Origin of the sequence: Streptomyces sp. N50, assembly GCF_033335955.1 — a bacterium.
Taxonomy (GTDB): Bacteria; Actinomycetota; Actinomycetes; order Streptomycetales; family Streptomycetaceae; genus Streptomyces.
This window is the reverse complement of the sequence record NZ_CP137549.1, coordinates 8,564,995-8,589,740: the sequence shown is the minus strand read 5'-3', so window position 1 is coordinate 8,589,740 and position 24,746 is coordinate 8,564,995. Positions and strand designations below refer to the sequence as shown.

Genomic DNA, 24,746 nt, shown 5'->3' with positions numbered 1-24,746 from the left:
GCGCCGGTCGGAGAACCGTTCCGGCCGGCGCGACGGCAGTTCGGCAATGCCCGCGATATCGAGCAGGTGGACAACGTGACGACTCTTCACATCCGGCCGTCGGCGGCGCCCTTCGCCGCCGTTTCTCTCCCCGGAGGTGACCGGTGAACCGCACGCCCACCCTGGACGACTTCATGCTCGCCGGAATAGCGCTGGCCTCGGGCCTGTTGGCGGCGTTCCTGCTGCGGATACTGCTGCGCTGGCTCGGCAAGCACGCCGACCGCACCCGCTGGAGCGGCGACGACGTGATGGTCGACGCGCTGCGCAGCGTCCTGCCGTGGTCGGCGGTCATCGGCAGCGCGGCGGTCGCCGGGGCGGTGCTGCCGCTGACGCACACGGTCCAGCACCAGGTCAACCAGACCCTTCAGGTGCTGATCATCCTGGCCGTGACGGTGTCGGCGGCCCGGGTGATAGCGGGACTGGTCCGGGCGGTCACCAACTCCCGCTCCGGGGTGGCCGGTTCGGCCACGATCTTCGTCAACATCACCCGGATACTGGTGCTGGCCATCGGCTTCCTGGTAATGCTCCAGACGCTGGGCATCTCGATAGCGCCCATGCTGACCGCCCTGGGCGTCGGCGGTCTCGCCGTGGCGCTGGCTCTTCAGGACACCCTCGCCAACCTGTTCGCGGGCATCCACATCCTCGCCTCGAAGACCGTGCAGCCCGGCGACTACATCAAGCTGAGCAGCGGCGAGGAGGGCTACGTCGAGGACATCAACTGGCGCCAGACGACGGTACGGGCGCTCTCCAACAACCTCGTCGTGATACCGAACGGCCAGCTCGCCAAGACGAACATGACCAACTTCATGCGTCCCGAGCAGGAGTTGACGATCCTGGTCCAGGTGGGCGTCGGCTACGACAGCGACCTGGAGCATGTCGAGGAGGTGACCATGGAGGTCATCGCCGAGGTCATGACCGGCATCACCGGCGCGCTCCCCGAACACGAACCGGCCATCCGCTTCCACACGTTCGGCGACTCCCGGATCGGCTTCACGGTGATCCTGGGTGTCGGGGAGTTCAGCGACCAGTTCCGCATCAAGCACGAGTTCATCAAGCGCCTGCACAAGCGGTACCAGCAGGAGGGCATCCGGATTCCGGCGCCCACGCGCACGGTGGCGCTCCAACAGGGTGAGGTCCCTCAGGGGTCGGTCCCGCAGGAGGCGATCCCGCAAGGAGCGGTCGCCATACCGCAGCAGCGCGTCCCGGAGAACGAGCCGGGCGAAGTCCCCTCCACCCGGCTCGACTGACCTGACCTGACCGGTCAACTCCCTCAGAGCGTCGCCGAGTTGTCGCGGTAGTGCCCGCCGGTCCGGCTGTGCGGGACGGTGAGGGACGGGTTCACCGGCGTCACCGTCCAGTCCGGATGACCGGGCATGCGCGGCGTCGCCGTACCGTACAGCCAGTCCCGCAGGAAGCCGGACAGGTCCTGGCGGGCGACCTTCGAGGCGACGGCGATGTAGTCCTCGGTCGTCGCCGAGGAGTCGCGGTACCGGGCGAGGAAGGCGCGCTCGACGGCGTGGAAGGTGTCCTCGCCGATGAACTCCCGCAGGGCGTACAGGACCAGGACGCCGCCCAGGTAGCGCTGGTCGTCGAAGAGGTTGACCGCGTTCGGGGCGGCGACCGGGCCCGAGTCGTGGCGCCACTGGTCGCCGCGCGCGTAGGTGTCCTTCATGCGGGCTTCCATCGTGGTCAGGCCGAGGGAGTCGGGCCAGCCGCGCTCGTAGCGGTAGAGGAGTCCGTAGAAGTCGGCGTGGCCCTCGTTCAGCCAGAGGTCGGCCCAAGTGGCGGGGCTGACGCTGTTGCCGAACCAGGAGTGGACCAGCTCGTGCATCATGTGCGAACCGATCTTGCTCTCCGCCTGGAGCAGGAAGTTCGGCTTGTACAGGGTGAGGGTCTGGGTCTCAAGTCCCGTGAAATCAAAGGCGTTCGGGGCGTCCGAGTTGCAGGGCAGCAGTCCGTACGTCTCGAACGGGTAGGCCCCCAGGCGCTGTTCGAGCCAGTCGACGAGGCCGGGGGTCAGCGCGAGCGCCGGTTCCAGGGCGGCGGCGCGCGCGGTCGGCACGACGTCCCGCAGCCGCAGCCCGTGCGGGCCCTGCCGCTCCTTGATCACGTAGTCGCCGACGGTGATCTGGACCAGCTCGGTCGCCATCGGCGAGCGCGAGCGGTAGCTGAACGCGGTCCGGTCGCCGTCCAGCCGCTCGGCGCACACCAGTTGACCGTTCGCCACCCCGCGCAGCCCGTCCGGGACGGTGATCCGGAACGTGAAGTCGGCCTTGTCGCTGGGGTGGTCGTTGCAGGGGAAGACGGTGTGCGCCAGGTTCGGCTGTCCGCACACCGCGAACCCGTCGGGGGTGATGACCCAGCCGCCGGTGGGCGCGGCGGCGCGGCCCGGGTCGACGGAGTACTCCACGCACACGGTGACCCTTGCCCTCTCCGGGAGCGTCCTGGCGGGCGTGATCCGCAGTTTCTCGTCGGCCTGCTCGAAGTCGGCCCTGCGGCCCTGGACGCGGACCGTGCCGATGTCGAGGCCGCGGGCGTCGAGGGAGAACCGGGTCAGGGCTTCGGTCGTGCGGAGTTCGATCGTGGCCGTGCCGTCGACGAGCTTGGTCGTCGGGTCGTAGGCGAGGTCGAGGTCGTAGGACAGGACGCGGTAGCCGTCGTTGCCGAGGGTGGGGTACACCGGGTCGTCGAGGGTCTCGGCGCCCTCGGTGCCGTGCCCCCGTCCGGTTGTCCCGTCGCCGTTCCCCCGTCCGGCCGCGAAGGCCGGGGAACCCGCGGTCAGTGCCGTGGCCGTACCGATCAGGGCGGCCACCGGGGCCGTCACTCTGCTGCGATATCTCATGATCCGCTTTCGCTCGTGCGGCCGGGTGGTCAGCTCCGGCCGTCGGTCAGTAAAGGCGATCCACCCCGTACTGACTACCGAACCGGTCGGTCGGTTGCCCTCGCTGGAGGCGCGGGTCCTCGCGCGGTGCGGACGGACCGCTGTCGAGTGGGACCGGATGAGGAGATATCTTGATGTCGAGCAATGTTGCAGACGTGGAGCGGAGCACCGGTGACTGACTCGACCATCATCTATACGCACACTGACGAGGCCCCGGCCCTGGCGACGTATTCCTTCCTGCCGGTGGTCCAGGCGTACGCCTCGCAGGCGGGTGTCGCCGTGACCACGCGGGACATCTCGCTGGCGGGGCGCATCATCGCCGTGTTCCCGGAGTACCTCACCGAGGACCAGCGGATCCCGGACGCCCTGCACGAGCTGGGCGAACTGGCGAAGACGCCCGAGGCCAACATCATCAAGCTGCCGAACATCTCGGCGTCCATCCCGCAGCTCAAGGCCGCCGTGGCCGAGCTGCAGGAGCAGGGATATGCGCTGCCGAACTACCCGGACGACCCGAAGACCGACGAGGAGCGGGACGTCCAGTCCCGTTACGACAAGATCAAGGGCTCCGCGGTCAACCCGGTCCTGCGCGAGGGCAACTCCGACCGGCGCGCCCCCGCCTCGGTCAAGAACTACGCCAAGACCCACCCGCACCGCATGGGCGCCTGGTCGGCGGACTCGAAGACCAATGTCGCCACCATGGGCGAGAACGACTTCCGCTCCACCGAGAAGTCCGTGACGATCGCCGAGGCCGGCGCGCTGAGGATCGAGCTGGTCGCTGCGGACGGCACCACCACCGTGCTGCGCGAGTCCGTACCCGTCCTCAAGGACGAGGTCGTCGACGCCTCCGTGCTGCACGTCGCCGAGCTGCGCGAGTTCCTCACCGCGCAGATCGCCCGTGCCAAGGCCGAGGACATCCTGTTCTCCGTGCACCTCAAGGCCACGATGATGAAGGTCTCCGACCCGATCATCTTCGGGCACGTGGTCCGCGCCTTCTTCCCGAAGACCTTCGAGCAGTACGGCGCCACGCTCGCCGCGGCCGGTCTCTCCCCGAACGACGGTCTCGGCGGCATCCTCAAGGGCCTGGCCGCGCTGCCCGAGGGCGACGCGATCAAGGCCTCCTTCGACGCGGAGATCGCCGAGGGCCCCGCGCTCGCGATGGTCGACTCCGACAAGGGCATCACCAACCTGCACGTGCCGTCCGACGTCATCGTCGACGCCTCGATGCCGGCCATGATCCGCACCTCCGGCCACATGTGGGGCCCGGACGGCGCGGAGGCGGACACCCTCGCGGTGCTCCCGGACTCCTCCTACTCCGGCGTCTACCAGGCCGTCCTCGACGACTGCCGTGCCCACGGCGCCTACGACCCCTCGACCATGGGCTCGGTGCCGAACGTCGGCCTCATGGCGCAGAAGGCCGAGGAGTACGGCTCGCACGACAAGACCTTCGAGGTCCCGGCAGCCGGTACGGTCCGCCTCGTCGACCAGGCCGGCAACGTCGTCCTGGAGCAGTCGGTCGCCAAGGGTGACATCTTCCGCGCCTGCCAGACCAAGGACGCCCCGATCAAGGACTGGGTGAAGCTGGCCGTCACGCGCGCCCGCGCCACCGGCAGCCCGGCGGTGTTCTGGCTGGACGAGACCCGCGCGCACGACGCGCAGCTCATCGCCAAGGTCAACGCGTACCTGCCGGAGCACGACACCGAGGGCCTGGACATCCGGATCCTCGCGCCGGTCGAGGCGACCCAGCTGTCGGTGGAGCGCATCCGCCGCGGCGAGGACACCATCTCGGTCACCGGCAACGTGCTGCGCGACTACCTGACCGACCTCTTCCCCATCCTGGAGCTGGGCACCAGCGCCAAGATGCTGTCGGTCGTCCCGCTGATGGCGGGCGGCGGCCTCTTCGAGACGGGCGCCGGCGGTTCCGCGCCGAAGCACGTCCAGCAGCTCGTCAAGGAGAACTACCTGCGCTGGGACTCGCTCGGTGAGTTCTTCGCGCTGGTCCCCTCCCTGGAGCAGTACGCGACGTTCACCGGCAACGCCCGCGCGAAGGTCCTTGCCGACACCCTCGACCGCGCGACGGCGACCTTCCTCAACGAGGACAAGTCCCCGACCCGTCGCGTCGGCGGCATCGACAACCGCGGCAGCCACTTCTTCCTGTCCCTGTACTGGGCCCAGGAGCTGGCCGCGCAGACCGACGACGCGGACCTCGCGAAGGCGTTCGCGTCGCTCGCCGAGACCCTCGCGGGCGCCCAGGAGAAGATCGTCGAAGAGCTCGGCGCGGTGCAGGGCAGCCCGGCCGACATCGGCGGCTACTACCAGCCCGACCCGGCCAAGGCCGCGAAGGTCATGCGCCCGTCGACGACGTGGAACGAGGCGCTGGCTTCCCTGAGCTGACGCGGCGAGCCCGAGGGCTCTTGTCGACCGCTGCCCCGGCCGGGTTCTTGGGCCGGGGCAGCGGTGTCCCGGCCGGGTTCTTGGGCCGGGGCAGCGGTGTCCCGCGGAGCGGGCGCCCAAGTGCTCCGCCGGCCGCCCGTCCCGGCCAGGACCACGACCCGCCGCACTCACCGACCCCCGGGCAGCACCCATCACCACCCACACCCCTCACCAGTCCCGAACACCGATCAGCTCCTCCACGTCCGCGTCCGCGAAGCCGTACGCCTTCGCCACGAACCAGAAGTCCCCCGCTATCTCCTCACGCGCCACCGTCTCGATCTCGCTGTCGGCGGCCTCGAAGTCGTCCTGCAGGGCGTTGAACTCCTCGGTGGCGACCTCGGTGAGGGCGTACAGCGCGGCCAGGTCCGCGGGCTGCTCGGTCTCGATGCGCTCGCACAGGCGCAGGAGGATGGCCTTGCCGAGGTCGACGACGTGGTCGGGGTAGTACGCGTCCCGGTACAGCGCGCGCAGGAAGGCGTGCTCGGTGATCTGCTCGTTGCTGACGGGCATGGTGGTGCTCCCCCGGTCCGTGATCGTCGCTGCGGATACCTTGATCCTGCACCACGCCACTGACAACGCCCCCGGGAGCCGCCCGTGTCCCCCTCCGCGCCGCCCTCCGAGCCGGCCTTCGCGCTGCTGCCCGGCGCCGCCGAATCCCCCGTGATCCTCCATGTGCCGCACTCCGCACGGGAGATACCGGCCGACGTCCGCGCGGACATCCTGCTGGACGACCCGGCGCTGGAACGCGAACTCGACCACATCACCGACAGCCACACCGCGCGGATCGCCGCCGAGGCGGCACGCGCGTGTGCGGTCGCCCCCTGGCGGTTCGTGAACCGGCTCTCGCGCCTGGTCGTCGATCCGGAGCGCTTCCCGGACGAGCGCGAGGAGATGCTCGCCGTCGGCATGGGCGCGGTCTACACCCGCACCACCCACCACGCCGACCTACGGCCCGCCGACCACGACCCCGAGCCGCTGATCGCCCGCTACTTCCGGCCGTACGCCCGCGCGATGACGGAGGCCGTCGCCGACCGCCTCGCCGCCACGGGCCGGGCCGTCGTCATCGACCTGCACTCCTACCCCACCGCCCCGCTCCCCTACGAACTCCACGGCACCGGCCCCCGGCCTCCTGTCTGCCTGGGCACCGACACCCTCCACACCCCGCCCGCGCTGCTGTCGGCGGCCCGCGAGGCATTCGCTGAGTGCGGGGAGATCGGGCTCGACAGCCCGTTCATCGGTACGTACGTGCCGCTGGAGTTCTACGGCAAGGAACCGGCGGTCGGCGCCCTGATGGTGGAGATCCGCAGGGACACGTACATGACGGAGCCCGGCGGTGCGGCTGACGGCCCCGGAGTCGCCCGGCTCGCCTCCGCACTGGCGACGCTCATGGACGCCGTGTCCGAGTAGCGCCCTGCCCTCCGGCTGGAGCACTCCCGCAGGACAGGCGGGCGGGGGCGTACGAGGGTGGACAGCATGACCGAGGAGACCACCACGCTGACCGGCCAGGCCCCGCCCCCCGTCCGGGACTGGCCCCCGCTCGACCTGACCGGGACGGAGTTCGACCCGGTCCTCGCGGAGCTGATGCGCGAGGGCCCGCTGACCCGGATCCGGCTGCCGCACGGCGAGGGCTGGGCGTGGCTGGCCACCCGCTACGACGACGTGAAGATGATCACCAACGATCCGCGGTTCGGCCGCGCGGAGGTCACCACACGCCAAGTGACGCGCATGGCCCCGCACTTCAAGCCCCGCCCGGGCTCCCTCGCCTTCGCCGACCAGCCCGACCACAACCGGCTGCGCAAGGCGATCGCGGGCGCGTTCACGGTCGGGGCGATGAAGCGGCTGCGGCCCCGCGCGCAGTCACTGCTCGACGCGCTGGTCGACCGGGTCGTGGCCGACGGGCCGCCCGCCGATCTGATCGAGCGGGTCCTCGAACCGTTCCCGATCGCCGTCGTCAGCGAGGTCATGGGCGTGCCCGACGCTGACCGGGAGCAGGTGCACGCCTGGACCCGGCAGATCATCTCCACGTCCGGCGGCGCCGAGGCCGCCGACCGCGCCAAGCAGGGCATGTACGCGTGGATCACGGACACGATCCGCGCCCGCGCCGAGAGCGACGGCACCGATGTGTACTCGCTGCTCGGCGGCGCCGTGGCCCGGGGTGAGATCAGCGAGGAGGAGGCGTCCGGTGTGGCGGGCCCGCTGCAGATCGGCGGGGAGGCGGTCACCCACAACTGCGGGCAGATGCTGTACCTGATGCTCACCCGGCCCGAGCTGCTGGAGCGGCTGCGCGGTCAACCGGAGTGCAGGGGCGCCGCGTTGGACGAGCTCCTGCGCTACATCCCGCACCGCTCCTCGGTCGGCCTGGCCCGGATCGCCCTGGAGGACGTCGAGTTGCACGGCCTGCGCATCAGCGCGGGCGATCCGGTCTACGTCTCCTACCTCGCCGCCAACCGCGACCCCGCCGTCTTCCCGGACCCGGACCGCATCGACGTCGACCGCGATCCCAACCCGCACCTGGCCCTCGGCAACGGCTCGCACTACTGCACCGGTGCCGTCCTGGCCCGCCTCCAGACCGAACTCCTCGTCGACACGCTGCTGGACCGCCTCCCGGGCCTCCAACTCGCCGTCCCCGCCGAGGAGATCGTCTGGCGCCGGAAGACGATGATCCGGGGGCCGCAGACGTTGCCGGTGACCTGGTAGGCCGACGAGTCTGAATCGCCGGGCGCGAGGCAGGTGTTCCAACACCCGCCTCGCGCACCGGTGTTCAGGCCCGCAGCCACTCCGTGACGACGACCTCCCCGCCCGCCCGCAGCCGTAGCGCGAACGGGCCGGCCGGGGGTGCGTCGCCGGTGAAGCGGCCCATGGCGTCGGCCGTGAGGGTGGTGGGGCGCAGGGCCTGGGGGCCGCCCAGAACCTCGATGCCGGCCGCCTGGGGTGGCATCACCTGGCCCATCAGGCCCTCGCTCGTCACCTCCACGTCGATGCTGAGCTCACCCGCGGTGAAGGTCAGCATGCGGGGCACGTCCGTCACCCCTCTGACCGGGATCGCGTCGACCAGGGAGTCGAAGGTCAGCTCCGCGAGCCGGGCGTCGAGGTCGTACAACGCGTAGGCGTCCATGGCGAATTGGCGCAGCTCGGCAGGGACCGGGTCCAGGATGGCGGCGGCCTGGCGCAGCTCCTCCTCCAGGAGTCCGTCCTCGAACTCCCCGGCGCCGTCGTCCGGTTCGCCCTCCTGCTCGGCGAACTCCTCGTCGTCGAACGGGTCCTGGCCGAAGGCGCCGAACGCGTCGGGACCGTCGTCGTGCATGCCGTTCACACCGCCCCCCGGGCGTCGAGTCGGGCCCGCAGCCGGCGCAGGCAGCGCTGGCGCATCGGGCCGATGCTGCCGACGGCGATCCCCAGACCGGCGGACACCTCCAGGTAGCTGGGCGGCGGCGAGGTCATCAGTACGCGGAGCAACTGCCTGCAGCGCTCGCCGAGTTGCTCGAACTCCTGCCACAGCCGCCGGATGCGCTCGGCGTCGGAGGCCGCCTCCTCCGAGTCGATCAGCGACTGCTCGGGGGTGCGCTCCTCGCTGATGCGGTCGAGGAGTTGGGGATCGTCCGTCGGCATGAGCCGCCGTAATGCCTTGATCACCTTCAGGCACTCGTTGCGCGCGGTGCTCGCCAGCCAGGAACCGGCCTTCTCGGGTTCGCGGATGCGCCGCAGATGCTGGGAGAAGCGCAACCACACGGTCTGGTACACCTCGTGGCCGTCGGCGTCGGAGAGCCGGTGGGCGCGCACCACTGACCAGACCAGTGGGCTGAGCCCCTCCACGAGCGCCTTCCAGGCCGCCGCGTCGCCGTCGACGGCGGACTGGACGAGCGCGCCGACTTCTGCACGTTCCACGGTGCCACCCCTCGTGTACGGCATGTCATCGTACGCCGTGGAGGGGATGGTTCCGGCCCTCATGCCGGAGGGGCGAGCGGTACGACGGGGACCGGGCGCCAGGTGGGTGGGCGCAGCGCCGGTACATGCGCCCCGCGCACTTCGGCGTACTCGGTGTTCCCCGTGAGGAGTTGGGTGCGGGCGGCGCGCGCGTCGGTCTCCTTGTTGGCCGTCATGAAGGCGGCGACCATGCCGGCGGCGACCGGTGCGGCGAACGAGGTCCCGCTCCAGCGCGCGAGCCCCTCGAACGTCACCTGGTCCGGGCTGCCCGGCTCGGCGTCCCCGGCCTGGCTCAACACGCCCTTGTGGGTGGGCGATTGGCAGGTGCAGGAGTAGGTGAAGCCGAACCGGCAGGCGTCGTAGGTGGTGTGCTGGTAGGCGTACGGCGTGGGTGCGCCGAAGCCGGTGAGGGGGCCGATGAGCCGCTCGCCGGGGGCGTAGGCCTTGACCCAGGGGCCGTGGTTGCTGAAGCAGGCGCCGAACTCGCCGTCGCTGCGCAGTGCTCCGACCGAGAGGACGACGTCCTGGTAGTCGGGCAGGTCGGCGTAGGCGGCGGGCCAGAAGGGCGTGGCGCTGGCGTTGTTGCCGGCCGCTGCCACCAACAGCGTGCGCTGTCCGCGCAGTTGCCGCATGAAGCTCTCGACGCCGAGGAGTCCGTCGGTGCGGCCGTTCGACGTGCCGGCGGAGAGGCTGATGACGTCGGGCCAGCCGTTCTGGTCGACGGCTGCGAACAATGCCTCGCCGAAGTCCGATTCGAGGATGGCGCCCGCGTCGTTGAGGGTGTTGCGGACGGTGACCTCGGTGTTGGGCGAGACGGCCGCGACGAGCCCGGCGATGAACGTGCCGTGCCCTACGTACTGTTGGAGCACTCCCGCGTCGTCGGTCTCCCGGATCTGTGCGTCGCCCTGGACGTGGGCGAGCAGCGGGTACGACCGGTAGTCGTGCATGAGTCCGGTGTCGATGACGAGGACGCCCACGGCGGTGTCGGCGTCGTAACCGGCCTCCGCGGGCGCCGGGTTGGAGCCCTCGGCGAGCGGGGCGGGCACGGGTTCGTCGCCGGGGCAGGCGTTCACCGCGATCGACACCACGTGGTTGCGGCTGACCAGCCGGCGTCCGGCGCGGCCCTCCGGCTCACGCAGGGCGCGCAGCGCGTTCGCCACGGCGTGGTCGCCGCGCCGGTCGCCGACGCCCGGGTCGCCGACCTGGATGCGGGTGATGCCGGAGCGGTTGGTCTCGGGGCCCGCCCGGCGCACGGAGTCCGCGCTGAGGCCGGTGGCCGCGGTGAAGTGCGTACGGACGGCGTCCTCGACGACGCGGGCCTCCTCGCCGTCGCGGGCGAGCACGACGCCCTTCTCGTAGAAGAACTCGGCGGAGTCGTCCGGCCCCATCGCGAGGGGGACGTCCGGCATCGAGCGCTGGATCTGGTCGAACTGCTCGTGGAATCGCTGTGGCGCCATGGCGTGTTCCTCCCACTGCGGCGGCGGTCGTCAATCAGAGCCGCCAGGCCGCCACTTGATACAGCAACAAACCTGTGTGGTCTGCACCTGGGACCACTAGCATGGGAGAAGTGACAGCGGGAAGCGACTCGGTTCTCGAACTGCTGCCGATGGTGTTCGCGGCTCCGAACGAGGCGCTGGCCGGTGCGCGGGAGGTTCTCGACGGCGATCCGACGCCGTTCCGGGCCTCCGTGGCGCACCACGCGATCGGCATGTGGCAGCGGGACTTCGGCGATCTACGGCTCGCCCTGCACCATCTGCGGCGCGCCCGCGACCTGGCGGCCCGCGCGGATTCCGCGGACCGCGAGGCGGACGTACTCGGCACGCTGGGCGTGGCGTTGGTGCACGCGGGCCGCACCCGGCAGGGCCTGGAGGCCTTCGAGCGGGGTATCGCGCGCGGCACGGGGCAGACCCGGGCGCGGGTGCTGTACCGGCGGGCGTACGTCTGGTGGGTGCTGGGCCGGCACGGCGAGGCGCTGGAGGACGTACGGCGGGCGATTGCCGTGCTGCGGCAGGCTGATGACGTGATCTGGATCGCGCGGGCGATCACCCTGCGCGCGACCGTGCATCTCGCGCTCGGCGCGGTGGACCGGGCCGACGCCGACTTCACGGCGGCCGAGCGGCTGTGGGAGACCACCGGCCAGGAGCACGACAAGGCGGACGTGGTGGAGAGCCGGGGTCTTGCCGCGTTCCGGTCGGGCGACATCCCGGTGGCGCTCCAACTCATGGACGAGGCCGAGGAGATGTACGCCAAGCTCGCCACCCCGAGCTTCATGCTCACCGTCCGCCGCTGCGAGGTGCTGATGAGCGCGGGTCTGGCCGGGGAGGCGCTGGCGTACGCGGACACGGCGGTCGGGCTGCTCGACGGCATCGGCGGACAGTCCACCCGCAAGGCGGAGTTGCTGCTCGTCGCCGCCCGGGCCGCACGACTGGCCGAGGATCCGCAGACGGCGATCGCCCGCGCGGCCGTGGCGGTACGGCTGTTCGCCGCGCAGCGGCGCACCTGGTGGGAGACCCATGCCCAACTGGTCCTGATCGAGGCCAGGTTGGCGGCCGGGCGCGCGTCGGGACGTCTGGTGGCGGAGGCCGCCGCGGTGGCCGACAAGCTGGCCGCGTTCGGCTCGCCGTCCGCACCGGAGGCCTCGCTGCTGGCGGGCCGCATCGCACTCGCCCTCGGCTGGACGGCGGACGCGGAACGGCACTTGGCGGTGGCCGCCCGCAGCAGACGCGGCGGCCCGCCGCTGGCCCGGATGACGGGTTGGGCGGCGCAGGCCCTGCGCGCGCAGGCCGCGGGCTCGGCTCGTGGGGTGTTGGAGGCGTGCCGACGTGGCCTCGACGTCCTGGACGATCACCGTACGACCCTGGGCGCCTCGGAGTTGAGGGCGCGGGCGACGGCACAGGGCGCGGAACTGGCGGCACTGGCCCAGCGTGCGAGCCTGACGTCCGGCGGCCCGCGACGCCTCCTGGTCTGGAGCGAACGCTGGCGGGCGACCGCGCTCTCCACGCCCCCCACCAGGCCTCCCGCCGACCCGGCCCTGCTCGGCAGCTTGACGGCGTTCCGCGAGATCGCCGCCCGCGCGGAGGAGGCCCGCATGGAGGGCCACCCGGTACCGGCCCTGGAACGCGAACAGCGGCGCCTGGAACGGGAGATCCGCTCCCGCACCCTCCACATGCGCGGCGACGCCCCCGGCGAGGGCGACCGCTTCGACCCAAGTCGCCTGCTGGCACGCCTCGGTGAGGTACGTCTGGTCGAACTCGCCGTGGTGGACGGCCGGGTGCACGCCCTGCTCTGCGGCGAGGGCCGGGTCCGCCGCTTCGAGGCGGGCCTCCTCGCGGAGGCGATGGCCGAGGCGGAACACGTACAGGCGGGTCTGCGGCGTCTGGCGCATCCCGGAGCGGAGGCGAGGCTCCCGGTGGTGGAGGCGGCGGGCCGACGTCTGGAGGAACTCCTCCTCGGCGAGGCGGCTCACCACCTGGGCTCCGGCCCGGTGGTGGTGGTCCCGCCGGGCCGACTCCACCGCGTGCCTTGGGCGTTGCTCCCCTCGCTGCGCGATCGCGTGCTCAGTGTGTCGCCGTCGGCGGGCAGTTGGCTGCGCGCCCTGGACACCGAACCGCCGCCCGGCGACCGCCACGTCCTGGTGCGCGGCCCGGGCCTCGCGACCGGCGGCGCCGAGGTCCCGGACCTGGCCGACCGCTATGTCAGGCCCACGGTCCTGGAACACGACGACGCCGAAGTACCGCGGGTGCTGGCCGAGTTGGACGGCGCGACCCTGGCCCACATCGCGGCCCACGGCGCGTTCCGCGCGGACAGCCCGCTGTTCTCGTCGCTGCGCATGGCCGACGGCCCGCTCATCGTCCACGACTTCGAACGCCTCGCCCGCAGCCCGTACCGCATCATCCTGTCCAGCTGCGACACGGCCCGCCTGGCATCGGTCGGCGCGGACGAACTCCTGGGCCTGGTAACGGCGTTGCTCCCGCTGGGCACGGCGGGCGTGATCGCGAGCAGCGCCCCGGTCAACGACGCGGCAGTGGTCCCCCTGATGCTCGCCCTGCACAAGGGCCTGCGCGCCGGCCTGTCGTTGGCGGAGGCACTGCGCGACGCGCGGGCGTCGTTGCCGGGGGATGCGGTGCACCAGGCAACGGGGTGGGCGTTCTCGGCGTTCGGGGCGGGGTGAGGGGGCGGGGTGGTCGGCGGAGGCCAGGTGTCGGGGCGGTCGACGGAGCGCGGGGGCTGGGCCGTTGACGGAGCCCGGTTGGCTGGGCAATCAGCGGGGTGACCCAGCCCCGCCGATCCCCCCTCACGCCGACCGCGCCGCAGGCAGTTCCACCAGCCACGGCAGGGCACCGCGGTCGCTCGCGCCGAGGCGGGCGTAGGCGCTGTAGAGGTGGTTGCCGACGGTGCGGATGGAGAGGGTGAGGCGGTCGGCGATCTGGCGGTTGCTGAGGCCCGCGGCGGCGAGGGTGACGATCTGGCGCTGGCGGGCGGTGAGTTCACCCAGGACGAGGCCGGACAGGGCCGGGGTGCGGGCTCCCTGGCAGCGGCGGGCCAGGGCGACCGCTCGGGTGCGGGACATACGGGCGGCACGGGGGTCGCGGTGGGCGCGTACCGCCTGGGCGTGGGCCTCGGCTGCGAAGAGCAGGAAGCCGCGCTGTTCCAGCTCTCCGGCCACCTTGTCCAGCGCGGGACCGTCGCCGTCGACCAGTGCCTCCGCGTGCCTCGCGAGGACGGCCGGGCCGTCGCCGGGCAGTTTGGCGAGGCGGACGGCCACGCGTTCGGGAGCGCCGAGGCGTACGGCGTCGTAGAGGACGTACGCGGCGGGCCTGCCGTCCTCGGCGGTGCGGCCGCGGGGCTCCTCGCCCTCTCTCCATCTGTCGTCGGCGATCTCGCGGGCCGCCTCCACGTCACCGCGTGCCGCCGCCAGCCAGCTGCCCGCGTCGCCGGACGCGGGGCGGTGGGCGAGGGCCTCGCCGGTGGCCGGTACGTCACCCGACTGAGCGGCGGCCAGGGCGAGTTCGGCCGCGCTGGCGCGGTTGCCCGGGTCCTCCAGCAGACCTTCGCGCGCCCAGGCCGCCGCCTCCCGCAGCTCGCCCCGCAGTCGCGCGAACCGTGCGCGGACGGCGGCGTAGCCGGCCGGTACCGGTGCGCCCTCCGCGACCAGCCACTCCCCCACGGGCGTCGGCAGCGGGCGTACGTCGGTGCGGTCGATGCGGTCGGTCAGCGCGGCCCGTTCGGCCGCGAGGGCCGGGGCGCACTGGTCCGGGGTGCGGGCCAGCCGGCGGGCCCGGAGCCGGCCGGCGGCGGCGCGCAGCGCGGGGCCGTGCAGGGGGTGGGCGAGACGGACGGCGCCCTGGTCGTCGACGTGGATCAGGCCCTCGGTCTCCAGGCGTTCGAGGATGTCGAGGTCGAAGTCGTCCAGCGAGGACGCCAACGGCTCGGCGAACGCGAGGCGTTCGAGGCTCTCGCGCTCCTCGGGGCCGGTGCGGGCGAGGACTTGGGCGGTGCGTTCGCGGACCGTCGCGGTGACCGGCACCGGGCCGCGCCACGCCCACTCGCCGGAGTCGGCCGCCCGGGTCAGCAGCCCACGTTCGCGCACGGCGCCGAACAGGTCGCGCAGCAGCCGCAGATCACCTTGGCAGAGGCCGTACAGGCGGTTCACCGTGAGGGGTTCCAGCGAGCCCCCGGCGCCCAGCGCCAGCAACTGGGCCGTCTCCTCCCGGGGCAGCGGCTCCAGCGCGAGGCGCGGCAGCAGCTCGCCCGTCCACAGCCGGGAGACCGCACCGGGTACCGGATGGCCGTCGGCCACCACGACCACCAGCCGGGTCCGGCTGTGGACGGCGAGCTGGTGGACGAGCGCGGCCGAGGAGTCGTCGAGCAGATGGGCGTCGTCGACCAGCAACAACCGTACGCCGGACAGGAGTTGGACCGCGCGGTGCAGGGAGACGCTCTCGGGGAGCAGGTGCGCGAACGCGGCGAAGGGGATCCGGCTGGTCTCGGGCGTCCCGGTGACCTTGGCACAGTCGCTGCCCCGGACGGCCTCGGTCACCAGCCGGGTCTTGCCCCGGCCGGCCGGACCGGTCACCACGATGCCGTGCCGCCCGGCCGTCAACGAACCGCGGATCAGCTCCAGTTCGTCCTCCCGGCCGGTGAACGGCCAGGGCAGTTCCAGGGTCTTCGCGTCCTGTTCGAAAGTCGTCACACAGATAGGAGCCCGCCTACTCACCCCTGATACAGGGTGACTTGAGTAGCCCTCGACTCAGGCGCCCGGGAACGGTCACCGGCAATCTGGTCGCATGACCACCCGCTACTGCTCCCTCGCGCAGCAGTCGGCCCCGGAGTTCGCACCGGGACTGACCGCCGAGCGACGCGGTGCGCTCATCGGCGGAAGCCGCATGTGGGTCAACGGCACGGTCCTGCACTACTACTTCTTCGACGCCGACGACCCCGAGAACACGGCCGCCACCGACACCTCCGTCATCCCGGTCCCCGGGACGGGCGAGATGCGGCGGGTGCCGTGGGGCGGCGCCAAGGAGCAGCAGGACGTCGTACGCGAGTGCTTCCGTGAGTGGCAGGGCCTGGGTATCGGGGTCGACTTCGCCGAGGTCGGCGACCGTTCGGAGGCGGAGCTGCGCATCGGGTTCCAGCCCGGTGACGGCTCCTGGTCGACGATCGGCCGCGACGCGCTCACGGTCGGACTGTCCGACCGCACCATGAACTTCGGCTGGGACCTGACCGCACCGGGACGGCGCGGTACGGCCCTGCACGAGATCGGGCACGCCCTGGGGCTGCTGCACGAGCACCAGAGCCCGTTCGCCGGTATCCACTGGGACGACGAGGCCGTCTACGCCGAGCTGGCGGGCCCGCCGAACTTCTGGAGCCGGGACAGGACCCGCGTCAACATCCTGCGCAAGCTCGGCCCGGACGAGGTCAACGGCTCCGTCTGGGACCCGCAGTCGGTCATGGAGTTCCCGTTCGCGTCGGGACTGATCCTGGAGCCGGAGGAGTACCGCGCGGGTCTGCGCCCGCACGGCGGCCTCTCCCCCTCCGACAAGGAGTTCGTCCTGCGCTGGTACCCGCCCGTCGGCCCTCCCCGGCCGGCCGAGCTGGTGCCGTTCCGGTCGGCGCCGTTGCGTCTGGGACCGGGCGAGCAGGCCGACTTCGCGGTCGAACCGACGCAGACGCGCGAGTACGCCGTCGGTGCCTTCGGGGACAGCGACACGGTCGTCGTGGTCTTCGAGGAACGGGACGGCGAACCGCGCTTCCTCGCCGGGCAGGACGACGGGGGCACGCCGCACAACGCAACACTCAAGGTTCGGCTCGTCAAGGGCCGCCGCTACTTCGTCCGTGTGCGCCTGTACTCCACGTGGGGGTCGGGGGACACCGCGCTGATGTGCTGGTAACAGCACGGGTACAGCCGCACGCGGACGGACGGACCACTGTCCGGCGCCGGGGGAAGCGGCCGAGGAAACGTCGCCTTCGGGGGAGGGAGACGTTTCCTCGGCCACGCCGCCATGTCCAACCCACATGGCGCGCAGGGCAGTTGGACGCTAGTTGCCCAACTCCATCGGCCGCGCGGGGTCCTTGGACCACTCCTCCAGCGAACCGTCGTACACCGCCACGTCCGTACGCCCGAGCAGCGTGAGCGCGAGCGCGGCACCCGCCGCCGAGATCCCGCCGCCGCAGTACAGGACGACCGGTGAGTCGTCGGCTCCGAGGACATCGCCGACCCGCGCCGCGAGTTCCTCGGCGGGCAGCACGTGTCCGGACTCGTCGAGGAGACCCCGGCCCGGGAGGCTGCGGCTCGCCGGGATGTGGCCGCGGCGGCTGTAGCGCGTCGGGGCCGAGCCGTCGTAGCCGCCGGTGGGAAGGGCACACACAAGGGTGCCGGGGCGCTCGCCGCGGCTGATGGCGGCCACGTCCTCGATACCGGCCCACAGATCCGGACGTACGACGGGTGTCACGGGCCGGACGGCCGGAACCGGGTCGGTGTCGTCACCGGAGACGAGCGGACGCCCGGCCGTCTCCCACACTTCGAGACCGCCGTCCAGCACCGCCGCCGGTACGCCGATGGCCCGCAGCATCCACCACAGCCGCGCCGCCCAGATCCCGCCCCCGCTGTCGTACGAGACGACCTCGCTGCCCTCGCCCACGCCCAGCCGGGCCAGTGCGGCGGCGAGGGACTCGGGGGACGGCACGGCGAAGTGGTACGGCGCGTCGTGGTCGGAGAGGTCGCCGGTCAGGTCGGCGTGTCGCGATCCGGGGACGTGCCGCTCGGCCCAGGTCCCGCGCCCGCTCGCGGAGCGGTAGTCGCCGTCCTCGCGAGGTGAGGGCAGGAGCGTGGTGGCGTCGAGGACGACCAGCCGGGGATCGTCGAGACGCGCGGCGAGCCAGGTGTCGTCGACCAGCGGGCCGGGCAGCAGGGAGGTGGTCATGGCGGCCGATCGTACGCCCGCGAGCTGGGCGTCTCACCCCTCGGGCGCAGCCATCTCACATGTCGAACCCTGCTTGCACAGAATCCGGGTGGTGCGGTTATCGTTCGGCCATCTACGCGGGAGCCCCTACCCGGTTGGGCTGAGAGGGCGTCTGGGACCGGCTCGTCGAGAGTCCGGCCCCCATGGGGACGCCGACCGCACCACTCGCGCCTCAGCGCCCGCGTAGGAGTTCACGTGTCTGCAGCAGTCGAGCCTCAGCATCCGGTGGTCAACACCCGTGCGCGCCGCTCCTGTTGTTGTCGCACACACTGATCCACCGCCTCCGCGCACCCTCCCCTTCTCCTCCCTTCAGGCGCCGTCACGCCTGCGCACCTCCCGGAGCACCCCCATGCCGCATATACGGGTCATGCTGGACTATTTCCACCCCTGGCCGAATTCAGCCGGTCTGTACGTCGCCCGTGCCCGCCGCTGGTACGAGGAGGCCGGTCTGGATGTCGAGCTGGTGGTCCAGGATCCGGGACGCGGGGACACACTGGAGTACCTGGCCCGGGGCGAGGTGGACTTCGGGATCTTCCCGCCGAACCGGCTGCTGGCCCGGCGCGCGGAGCACGGCCAGCCGCTGATCGCCGTGGCCGCGATCAACCACCGGGGCCTGGAGGCGATCCAGACCACGACGTCGACCGGGATCACCCGCCCCCGTGACCTGGCCGGCCGCCGCATCGCCTACAACCCGACCCCGCGCGGCCGGGCCATGGTGCGCCACCTGGTCGCGGCGGACGGGGGCGACCCGGACGCCGTGATCGGCGTGGACGCGGGCAGCCGCGAGCTGACCGTGGACGACATCGCGGCGGGCGAGGCGGACGCGACCTTCGGCAACTACTGGTCCTGGGACGCCCTGCGCGGCGACCTCCCCGAGGAACAGCGCATCACCTGGCCGGTCGACGAGATCGGCGCCCCCCGCTACCACAGCTACCTGCTCGGCACGAACGAGGACCTGCTCACCCAACACCCCTCCCGCGTACGGGACTTCCTCGCCGTCACGGCACGCGGCTACGCGGCCGCCGCCCAAGAGCCGGACGCCACCCTGGAGTTGCTGGAGCGGGTCATCCCGTACTTCCCGCGCCCGCTGATCGCCCGCTCCCTCGCACTCATCGCACCCACCTGGACGGACGCGGACGGCCGTTGGGGTGTGATCGACGAGGGCCGGATGGGCCCGTACGCGCACTGGCTCGCCGAGAACGGCGCGATCCCGGACGACCGGGACTGGGCGCGTTCCTTCACCAACGGCCTGCTGGACGTGGCCACATGAGAGCCCTGGCCTGCCAGGCGCGGTCACTGACCCGGCGCCTCGCCGTCGACTTCATGCGGGTGGGCAGCGCGCTGTGTCGGCCGTGACCGGACCGACCCGCCAGCCCTCCCACCCCTCGAAGGACCCGACATGCATCGCCGTACCGCCCTGTCCGCCATAGCCGCGACCGCGCTCCTCGCCGTCACCGGCTGCTCCGCCGACTCCACGGCCGCCGCGAAGGACGGCACCACGACCGTCACCCTCGCGCTGGACTGGACGCCCAACACCAACCACACCGGGATCTACGTCGCCCAGGCCAAGGGCTGGTTCAAGGCCGCCGGGATCAACGTCAAGATCGTGCCGTACGGTTCGACCGCGCCCGAGACGCTGATCGCCAACCACAAGGCGGACTTCGGGATTTCGTACCAGGAGGGCGTGACCACCGCGCGTGCGGCGGGCCAGGACATCACCTCCGTCTACGCGGTGACGCAGAAGACGGACGTGACGATCGCGGTGCGCGCCGACCGCGACGACATCACGACGCCGAAGGACCTGGACGGCAAGACGTACGCCGGTTTCGGCGCGCCGTACGAGAAGCCGCTGCTGCAGAAGGTGATCCAGAACGCGGGCGGCAAGGGCGACTTCAAGCAGGTCACCCTCAACACCTCGGCGTACGCGGCGCTTTACGCGGGCCAGGCGGACTTCGCGATGCCGATGCCGACCTGGGAAGGGCTGGAGGCGAAGCTGAGCGGCAAGCCGCTGAAGAACTTCCAGCTCTCCGACTACGGCTTCCCGGCGATCTACTCGACCCTCGTCGCGTCCTCGGACCAGTTCCTGAAGAAGAACCCGGAGCTCGCGAAGAAGTTCCTGGCAGCGGTCGACAAGGGCTACCGCTACGCGACCGAACACCCGTCCCAGGCAGCCGACTTGCTGATCTCGGCGAACAAGAGCGTCCTCACCAACACCAAGCTGGTGAAGGAGAGCGAGGCGCTGCTGGCCAAGGAGTACTACAAGGGCACGGACGGTTCGATCGGCACACAGAGCGCGGAGCGCTGGCAGGCCTTCGCGGACTTCGAGTACAAGGCGGGCCTGCTGGTCGACGCGAACGGCAAGAAGCTGACGTCCGCCCCGAAGGCGTCGACGTTCTTCACCAACGCGTATCTCCCGGACGCCAAGTGAGGCCGCTCCTGCGGTCGTTGTGGCCGCCGCTCCTCGTCCTGACCGTGCTTCTCGGCGGCTGGCAGCTGTACGTCACCGCCGCCGGAGTCGATCCGACCACGCTCCCCTCTCCCGTCCGGGTCGTGGAGCAGGGCTGGTTGAACCGCCAGGACCTGTGGGACCAGACACTCCCCACCCTCCAGGAGACGCTGCTCGGCTTCGCGCTGTCGTTCGCGGCGGCCTGGCTGGTCGCCGTCCTCCTCGACTTCTCCTCGGCGGCCCGCCGGGGCCTGTACCCGCTGCTCGTCGCCTCGCAGACCATCCCGATCGTCGCCGTGGCACCGCTGTTGATCATCTGGTTCGGCTTCGGGCTGCTGCCGAAGATGCTGGTGGTGACCCTGACGACGTTCTTCCCGCTCGCCGCGAACCTCGCGGCGGGCTTCGCGGCGACCGACCGCGAGGCGATGCGGCTGCTGCGCTCCCTGGGCGCGGGCAGGTGGCGGACGTTCCGCCTCGTCCGGGTGCCGAGCGCGATGCCGTACTTCTTCGCCGGGCTGCGCGTGAGCATCACCTACGCCGTCGTCGGCGCCGTCTTCGCCGAGTACGCGGGCGCGGAGGCGGGCCTCGGGATCTATATGCAGGCCCAGAAGAGCGCGTTCCGCACCGACTTGGTGTTCGCGGCGGTCGCGGTGACGGCCGCGCTGAGCATCGCCCTGTTCGGGGCGACCTACTTGCTGCAACGGCTGGTCCTGCCGTGGGAGCGGGCGTTGAAGGAGGACAAGGCGTCATGAGCAGTCTGCGTATCGAGGGCGTCGGCAAGTCCTTCGGGCAGTTGGAGGTCCTGCGCGACCTCGAACTCGCTGTCGAACCGGGCGAGTTCGCGGCGGTGATCGGCCCGAGCGGCAGCGGCAAGAGCACCCTGTTCAACCTGGTCTCCGGCCTGGACCGCCCCACGTCGGGCCGCGTCCTGGTGGAGGGCGAACCGGCCGGCGTGGAGTCCGGCAAGGTGGCGTACATGCCGCAGAAGGACCTGCTGTTCCCGTGGCGGACCGTGCTGGACAACACGGCACTGGGCCTTGAGGCACAGGGAGTTGGGAAGAAGGAGGCACGGCGAAGGGCCGACGCGCTGTTCGTGGACTTCGGGCTCGACGGCTTCCAGAAGGCGTACCCGTCCCAACTCAGCGGCGGCATGCGGCAACGCGCGGCCCTGCTGCGCACGGTGGTCCTGGAGCGCCCGGTCCTCCTGCTCGACGAACCTTTCGGCGCCCTCGACTCACTCACCCGCACCGAGATGCAGCTGTGGCTGGCCGGTATGTGGCAACGCCACCGCTGGACGGTCGTCCTGGTCACCCACGACATCCGCGAGGCGGTCCTCCTCGCGGACACGGTCCACGTCCTGTCCCCGCGCCCGGCCACCATCGTCGACCGCGTCGAGGTCCCGCTGGCCCGCCCACGCGGCGCCGACGACTTCACCGACCCCGACTTCGCGTCGACCGAACGCCGCGTCCTGGACGCCCTGCGCGGCACAACGGCGGTGCGGACGCCATGAGTTCACACCTCGCCCACGGCCTGGGCACCGACCCGGTCGAACCCGACTGGCCCGCGCTGACGGACACCGAGGTCACGGACATCGTGGGCCCGGCCCGGGTGGTGTGGCGCAGCCCGCGCCCCCTGTCGGCGGCGGCCGTCGTGGAACGGTCCAATCGTCGCCTGTTCGTGAAGCGCCACCACGTCTCCGTCCGCACGGCAGAGGGCCTGGCCGAGGAACACGCCTTCCTACGACACCTGCGGCTGCGCGGCGCCCCGGTCGTCGAGGTGCTGAACCTGGCGACGCGCGGCGAGTGGACGTACGAGGTTCACTCGGCCGGAGTCGGCACCGACCTCTACCGCGACGCCCTGTCCTGGTCCCCGTTCCGCTCCCCCGCCCACGCGCGGGCCGCCGGCGAAGCGCTGGCCCGTCTGCACCTGGCGGCGGAGGGCTTCGACGCACCGCGCCGCCAAGTGCAGCCGCTGGTCGCGTCGTTCACGGTGTTCGCCTCGGCCGATCCGCAGGCGGAGCTGGAACGCTACGTCGGGGAACGTCCCCAACTGGCAAAGGGGCTGGCGGACTTCCCCTGGCGGGAGGACACGCGACGCGCCCTGCTCCCGCTGCACGAGGAACTGGCCCCGCACCTCCGGAACCTCACCCCTCTCTGGACCCACAACGACTGGCATGCCTCCAACCTCCTCTGGAACGAGGACGGTTCGGTCGCGACGGCCCTCGACTTCGGCATGAGCGACCGCACGACAGCAGTCCACGACCTGGCCACGGCCATCGAACGCAACACGGTCCAGTGGCTCCAGCCCGGCTTCCCGGTCCGCGAGGCGGACGCGCTCGCGCTTCTGGACGGCTATCAGTCGGTACGCCCGCTCAGCCCCGCCGAGTCGAAGGCGCTCCCGGCTCTACTCCCCCTGGTCCACGCCGAGTTCGCGCTCTCGGAGCTGGGCTACTTCCACGGCGTGACGCGGTCGGCGGAGAACACGCGGCTGGCGTACGAGTACTACGTGGGGCACGCGGAGTGGTTCGCCGGGGAGAGCGGGCGGCGCCTGTTGGACCTGTGCGGCGCTAGCGGGCGAGCAGTTCGCGGGTGAAGACGACACGGGGCACGCCCGGGCCGTCATAGTCCTCCACGGTGCGCGCGTCGAAGCCGAGGGTCCGGTGGAAGGCGATCGAACCCTCGTTGGTGACCGAGGTGATCGCCTTGAGGCGGATCGCACCCTGCCGTGCGGCGGCCTCGATGAAGGCCGCGTACAGGTCACGGCCGAGACCGGTGCCGCGTGCATCGTCCCGGGTCGCCACCAGGTGGACGTACCCGGTGTGATCCGGCGTGACGAACCCGAAGAGGTAGCCCCGGATGCCGTCGTCGGCGCGGGCGACCAGGCAGGTGGACCCGAACTCCTGCACCAGCGCGGTGAGATGGAGCGCGCGGAGGTCACGCTCTCCCCAGTAGCGCGCGTGATCCTCCAGGACCTGGTGGAGGTCGGTGACATCGGCGGGTTCGATACGCACGTCCATGGCATCGATCATGGCAGAGAGCCGCACGGAGTCGAGAAGGAGACGGATCGTGATCACGGGTTACGTTCTCGGTGAGAGCCTGCGCCCCGGTGCCGCGTTCGCGCCGCACGGACTGCGCATCCGGAAGGTCGAGCGGGTCGACAACTCGGCGAGTGCGACGGCCGGGCAGCCAGGCGCCTGGACGTTCGTGCACTGGGAGACCGACGATGACGGTGCCGCCGGTCCGATCGCGGAGGCGCTCGCCGACGCGCTGAAGCCCGACAACGGCTGGTACGCGGACTTCACGGTCGGGGACGAGAGGGTGGTCGTCTTCGCCGGTCGCGTGTTCCGCTATCGGCGCGGTGACGAAGCGGCCCGCGCCGAAGCGGTCGCGTACGGGCTGTCAGTGGGGACCCCGGAGCATCAGCTCGACTGGGAGGAGTGACCCCGGCGGCTCCATTCCCGGGCGAGGAGTTCGTACGAGCGGACCCGGTCCGTGTGGTCGTGGGTGATGGTTGTGATGAGCAACTCGTCGGCGCCGGTGGCTTCTTGGAGTTGTTCCAGTTGGTCGGCGACTCGGCCGGGTGAGCCGACGAACTGGGTGTCGACGCGGTCTTGGACCAGCTCTCGGTCCTCGTCGGTCCAGACGTGGGCGCGTGCCTCCTCCGGGGTGGGGAACGGGATGGCACCCTCCGCCGTACGGATGGAGCGGACCCACAGGCCGTAGCCGGTGGCGAGTTCGCGGGCCGTGGCGTCGTCCTCGGCGACGACGACGTCGGCGGAGACGGTGACGTACGGCTTGTCCAGGAACTCGGAGGGCTGGAACGCGGCGCGGTACCCGTCCGCCGCCTCAAGGACGGTGGCGGGGCTGACGTGGTAATTCGCCGCGAAGCGGAGGCCGTTGCGGCCCGCTGCCTCGGCGCTCGTACCGCCGCTGCTGCCCAGGATCCACACCTCGACGTCGGCTCCCTCGCCCGGTACGACGTGCGCCTCGACGCCCTCCGGGGAGCGGTAGGTACCGGCCAGCAGGGCGAGGACGTCGTCGATCTGCTCGGCGTAGTCCTGGGACTTGGCGTCGGGCAGCAGGAGCAGCTTGCGTTGGAGGGCGATTCTGGGTGAGCCGAGGAGACGTTCGAAGGAGAAACGGGGCGGGATGCGCAGGCCGTTGGGGGCCCTGCCGTCGATGATCGGGGTCGCCGACGGGAGGGGCGGTGACGGGCGGCCACCAGAGCGGCCCAGACCCAGATCGAAGCGGCCGGGGTGCAGCGCGTCGATCAGGCCGAACTCCTCGACCGTGGACAGCGCGGTGCGGTGACCGAGTTGGACGGCGCCGGAGCCGAGCCTGATCGTGGAGGTCGCGGAAGCCGTCAGCGCCAGGACCACCGCGGGAGACGTGCCCGCGACGCCGGGGTTGAGGTGGTGCTCGGCGAACCAGTAGCGGGCGTACCCGAACTCCTCGGCCCTGCGCGCGAGTTCGATGGAGTTGCGCAGGGCCTCGGGCGCGGTGGAGCCGGAGGAGATCGGGACCAGGTCGAGGACGCCGAGGGGGATTCCGGAGGACATGGG

21 protein-coding genes are annotated in these 24,746 nt (G+C 71.6%); 12 read left to right on the top strand and 9 right to left on the bottom strand.

What is annotated here, in order from left to right:
* Positions 1-143: 143 nt before the first annotated feature.
* A complete protein-coding gene (locus R2B38_RS38085; protein WP_318020359.1) occupies positions 144-1,286 on the top strand; it encodes a mechanosensitive ion channel family protein in 1,143 nt (380 codons plus the stop codon).
* 23 nt (positions 1,287-1,309) lie between these two features.
* Here R2B38_RS38085 and R2B38_RS38080 read toward each other — a convergent pair whose 3' ends face one another.
* Positions 1,310-2,881: a M1 family metallopeptidase gene (locus tag R2B38_RS38080; protein ID WP_318020358.1), complete on the bottom strand. Its 1,572-nt coding sequence runs from the start codon at positions 2,879-2,881 to the stop codon at positions 1,310-1,312.
* 210 nt (positions 2,882-3,091) lie between these two features.
* On the opposite strand from R2B38_RS38080, the gene R2B38_RS38075 reads away from it, so the two are divergent.
* Positions 3,092-5,311 (top strand): NADP-dependent isocitrate dehydrogenase, encoded by a 2,220-nt coding sequence (locus tag R2B38_RS38075; RefSeq protein ID WP_318020357.1) that lies wholly within the window; start codon positions 3,092-3,094, stop codon positions 5,309-5,311.
* Between the two features lie 207 nt (positions 5,312-5,518).
* Here the strand turns inward: R2B38_RS38075 and R2B38_RS38070 are convergent, their stop codons facing one another.
* Positions 5,519-5,860 (bottom strand): DUF5713 family protein, encoded by a 342-nt coding sequence (locus R2B38_RS38070; protein ID WP_318020356.1) that lies wholly within the window; start codon positions 5,858-5,860, stop codon positions 5,519-5,521.
* Positions 5,861-5,944: 84 nt separating this feature from the next.
* Here R2B38_RS38070 and R2B38_RS38065 point away from each other — a divergent pair, with 84 nt between their 5' ends.
* Both R2B38_RS38065 and R2B38_RS38060 read left to right on the top strand, forming a co-directional pair.
* The gene (locus tag R2B38_RS38065) at positions 5,945-6,757 is read left to right on the top strand and encodes an N-formylglutamate amidohydrolase (RefSeq protein WP_318020355.1); all 813 of its coding nucleotides are present in this window, start codon (positions 5,945-5,947) and stop codon (positions 6,755-6,757) included.
* A gap of 66 nt (positions 6,758-6,823) precedes the next feature.
* Entirely contained in the window at positions 6,824-8,047 is a 1,224-nt protein-coding gene (locus R2B38_RS38060; protein WP_318020353.1) for a cytochrome P450, read from the top strand.
* Positions 8,048-8,111: 64 nt separating this feature from the next.
* Here the strand turns inward: R2B38_RS38060 and R2B38_RS38055 are convergent, their stop codons facing one another.
* The 3 genes from R2B38_RS38055 to R2B38_RS38045 are packed head-to-tail and all read right to left on the bottom strand — an operon-like array spanning position 8,112 to position 10,731.
* Complete coding sequence (locus R2B38_RS38055; RefSeq protein ID WP_318020352.1) at positions 8,112-8,654, bottom strand: hypothetical protein; 543 nt, start codon at positions 8,652-8,654, stop codon at positions 8,112-8,114.
* Between the two features lie 5 nt (positions 8,655-8,659).
* Positions 8,660-9,298, bottom strand: a complete 639-nt coding sequence (locus R2B38_RS38050; RefSeq protein WP_318020351.1) for a sigma-70 family RNA polymerase sigma factor — start codon at positions 9,296-9,298, stop codon at positions 8,660-8,662.
* Positions 9,295-10,731 (bottom strand): S8/S53 family peptidase, encoded by a 1,437-nt coding sequence (locus R2B38_RS38045; RefSeq protein ID WP_318020350.1) that lies wholly within the window; start codon positions 10,729-10,731, stop codon positions 9,295-9,297. Before R2B38_RS38045 ends, R2B38_RS38050 begins: the two co-directional genes overlap by 4 nt.
* A gap of 110 nt (positions 10,732-10,841) precedes the next feature.
* Here R2B38_RS38045 and R2B38_RS38040 point away from each other — a divergent pair, with 110 nt between their 5' ends.
* Positions 10,842-13,445 carry a CHAT domain-containing tetratricopeptide repeat protein gene (locus tag R2B38_RS38040; RefSeq protein WP_318020349.1) on the top strand — a complete coding sequence of 868 codons (2,604 nt, stop codon included), beginning with the start codon at positions 10,842-10,844 and terminating at the stop codon, positions 13,443-13,445.
* Positions 13,446-13,568: 123 nt separating this feature from the next.
* On the opposite strand, the gene R2B38_RS38035 is transcribed toward R2B38_RS38040, so the two are convergent.
* Positions 13,569-15,467, bottom strand: a complete 1,899-nt coding sequence (locus R2B38_RS38035) for a LuxR C-terminal-related transcriptional regulator (RefSeq protein WP_318020348.1) — start codon at positions 15,465-15,467, stop codon at positions 13,569-13,571.
* 94 nt (positions 15,468-15,561) lie between these two features.
* Here R2B38_RS38035 and R2B38_RS38030 point away from each other — a divergent pair, with 94 nt between their 5' ends.
* Positions 15,562-16,668 (top strand): M12 family metallopeptidase, encoded by a 1,107-nt coding sequence (locus R2B38_RS38030; RefSeq protein WP_318020347.1) that lies wholly within the window; start codon positions 15,562-15,564, stop codon positions 16,666-16,668.
* Positions 16,669-16,815: 147 nt separating this feature from the next.
* On the opposite strand, the gene R2B38_RS38025 is transcribed toward R2B38_RS38030, so the two are convergent.
* Positions 16,816-17,700 (bottom strand): sulfurtransferase, encoded by an 885-nt coding sequence (locus R2B38_RS38025; RefSeq protein WP_318020346.1) that lies wholly within the window; start codon positions 17,698-17,700, stop codon positions 16,816-16,818.
* Between the two features lie 388 nt (positions 17,701-18,088).
* Between R2B38_RS38025 and R2B38_RS38020 the strand changes: the two genes are divergently transcribed.
* From R2B38_RS38020 to R2B38_RS38000, 5 genes are all read left to right on the top strand, one after another.
* On the top strand, positions 18,089-19,009 hold the full coding sequence (locus tag R2B38_RS38020; protein WP_318020345.1) for an ABC transporter substrate-binding protein: 921 nt from the start codon (positions 18,089-18,091) through the stop codon (positions 19,007-19,009).
* A gap of 129 nt (positions 19,010-19,138) precedes the next feature.
* Positions 19,139-20,167, top strand: a complete 1,029-nt coding sequence (locus tag R2B38_RS38015) for an ABC transporter substrate-binding protein (RefSeq protein ID WP_318020344.1) — start codon at positions 19,139-19,141, stop codon at positions 20,165-20,167.
* A complete protein-coding gene (locus R2B38_RS38010) occupies positions 20,164-20,937 on the top strand; it encodes an ABC transporter permease (protein WP_318020343.1) in 774 nt (257 codons plus the stop codon). Before R2B38_RS38015 ends, R2B38_RS38010 begins: the two co-directional genes overlap by 4 nt.
* Positions 20,934-21,695, top strand: a complete 762-nt coding sequence (locus R2B38_RS38005) for an ABC transporter ATP-binding protein (protein WP_318020342.1) — start codon at positions 20,934-20,936, stop codon at positions 21,693-21,695. Before R2B38_RS38010 ends, R2B38_RS38005 begins: the two co-directional genes overlap by 4 nt.
* Entirely contained in the window at positions 21,692-22,777 is a 1,086-nt protein-coding gene (locus tag R2B38_RS38000; protein WP_318020341.1) for a phosphotransferase enzyme family protein, read from the top strand. Before R2B38_RS38005 ends, R2B38_RS38000 begins: the two co-directional genes overlap by 4 nt.
* Here R2B38_RS38000 and R2B38_RS37995 read toward each other — a convergent pair.
* The gene (locus R2B38_RS37995) at positions 22,752-23,201 is read right to left on the bottom strand and encodes an N-acetyltransferase family protein (protein WP_411978524.1); all 450 of its coding nucleotides are present in this window, start codon (positions 23,199-23,201) and stop codon (positions 22,752-22,754) included. The two genes, R2B38_RS38000 and R2B38_RS37995, sit on opposite strands and share 26 nt — an antisense overlap.
* Positions 23,202-23,250: 49 nt before the next feature.
* On the opposite strand from R2B38_RS37995, the gene R2B38_RS37990 reads away from it, so the two are divergent.
* Positions 23,251-23,625 (top strand): hypothetical protein, encoded by a 375-nt coding sequence (locus tag R2B38_RS37990; protein ID WP_318020340.1) that lies wholly within the window; start codon positions 23,251-23,253, stop codon positions 23,623-23,625.
* Here R2B38_RS37990 and R2B38_RS37985 read toward each other — a convergent pair.
* Positions 23,604-24,743: an LLM class flavin-dependent oxidoreductase gene (locus tag R2B38_RS37985; protein WP_318020339.1), complete on the bottom strand. Its 1,140-nt coding sequence runs from the start codon at positions 24,741-24,743 to the stop codon at positions 23,604-23,606. The two genes, R2B38_RS37990 and R2B38_RS37985, sit on opposite strands and share 22 nt — an antisense overlap.
* Positions 24,744-24,746 lie beyond the last annotated feature (3 nt).

Coding starts and splice junctions, on each gene's coding strand:
- R2B38_RS38015 (WP_318020344.1), top strand. CDS start 19,139: ATGCATCGCCGTACCGCCCTGTCCGCCATAGCCGCGACCGCGCTCCTC.
- R2B38_RS38025 (WP_318020346.1), bottom strand. CDS start 17,700: ATGACCACCTCCCTGCTGCCCGGCCCGCTGGTCGACGACACCTGGCTC.
- R2B38_RS38070 (WP_318020356.1), bottom strand. CDS start 5,860: ATGCCCGTCAGCAACGAGCAGATCACCGAGCACGCCTTCCTGCGCGCG.
- R2B38_RS38060 (WP_318020353.1), top strand. CDS start 6,824: ATGACCGAGGAGACCACCACGCTGACCGGCCAGGCCCCGCCCCCCGTC.
- R2B38_RS38080 (WP_318020358.1), bottom strand. CDS start 2,881: ATGAGATATCGCAGCAGAGTGACGGCCCCGGTGGCCGCCCTGATCGGT.
- R2B38_RS37995 (WP_411978524.1), bottom strand. CDS start 23,201: ATGGACGTGCGTATCGAACCCGCCGATGTCACCGACCTCCACCAGGTC.
- R2B38_RS37985 (WP_318020339.1), bottom strand. CDS start 24,743: ATGTCCTCCGGAATCCCCCTCGGCGTCCTCGACCTGGTCCCGATCTCC.
- R2B38_RS38055 (WP_318020352.1), bottom strand. CDS start 8,654: ATGCACGACGACGGTCCCGACGCGTTCGGCGCCTTCGGCCAGGACCCG.
- R2B38_RS38050 (WP_318020351.1), bottom strand. CDS start 9,298: ATGAGGGCCGGAACCATCCCCTCCACGGCGTACGATGACATGCCGTAC.
- R2B38_RS38000 (WP_318020341.1), top strand. CDS start 21,692: ATGAGTTCACACCTCGCCCACGGCCTGGGCACCGACCCGGTCGAACCC.
- R2B38_RS38045 (WP_318020350.1), bottom strand. CDS start 10,731: ATGGCGCCACAGCGATTCCACGAGCAGTTCGACCAGATCCAGCGCTCG.
- R2B38_RS38020 (WP_318020345.1), top strand. CDS start 18,089: ATGCCGCATATACGGGTCATGCTGGACTATTTCCACCCCTGGCCGAAT.
- R2B38_RS38005 (WP_318020342.1), top strand. CDS start 20,934: ATGAGCAGTCTGCGTATCGAGGGCGTCGGCAAGTCCTTCGGGCAGTTG.
- R2B38_RS38030 (WP_318020347.1), top strand. CDS start 15,562: ATGACCACCCGCTACTGCTCCCTCGCGCAGCAGTCGGCCCCGGAGTTC.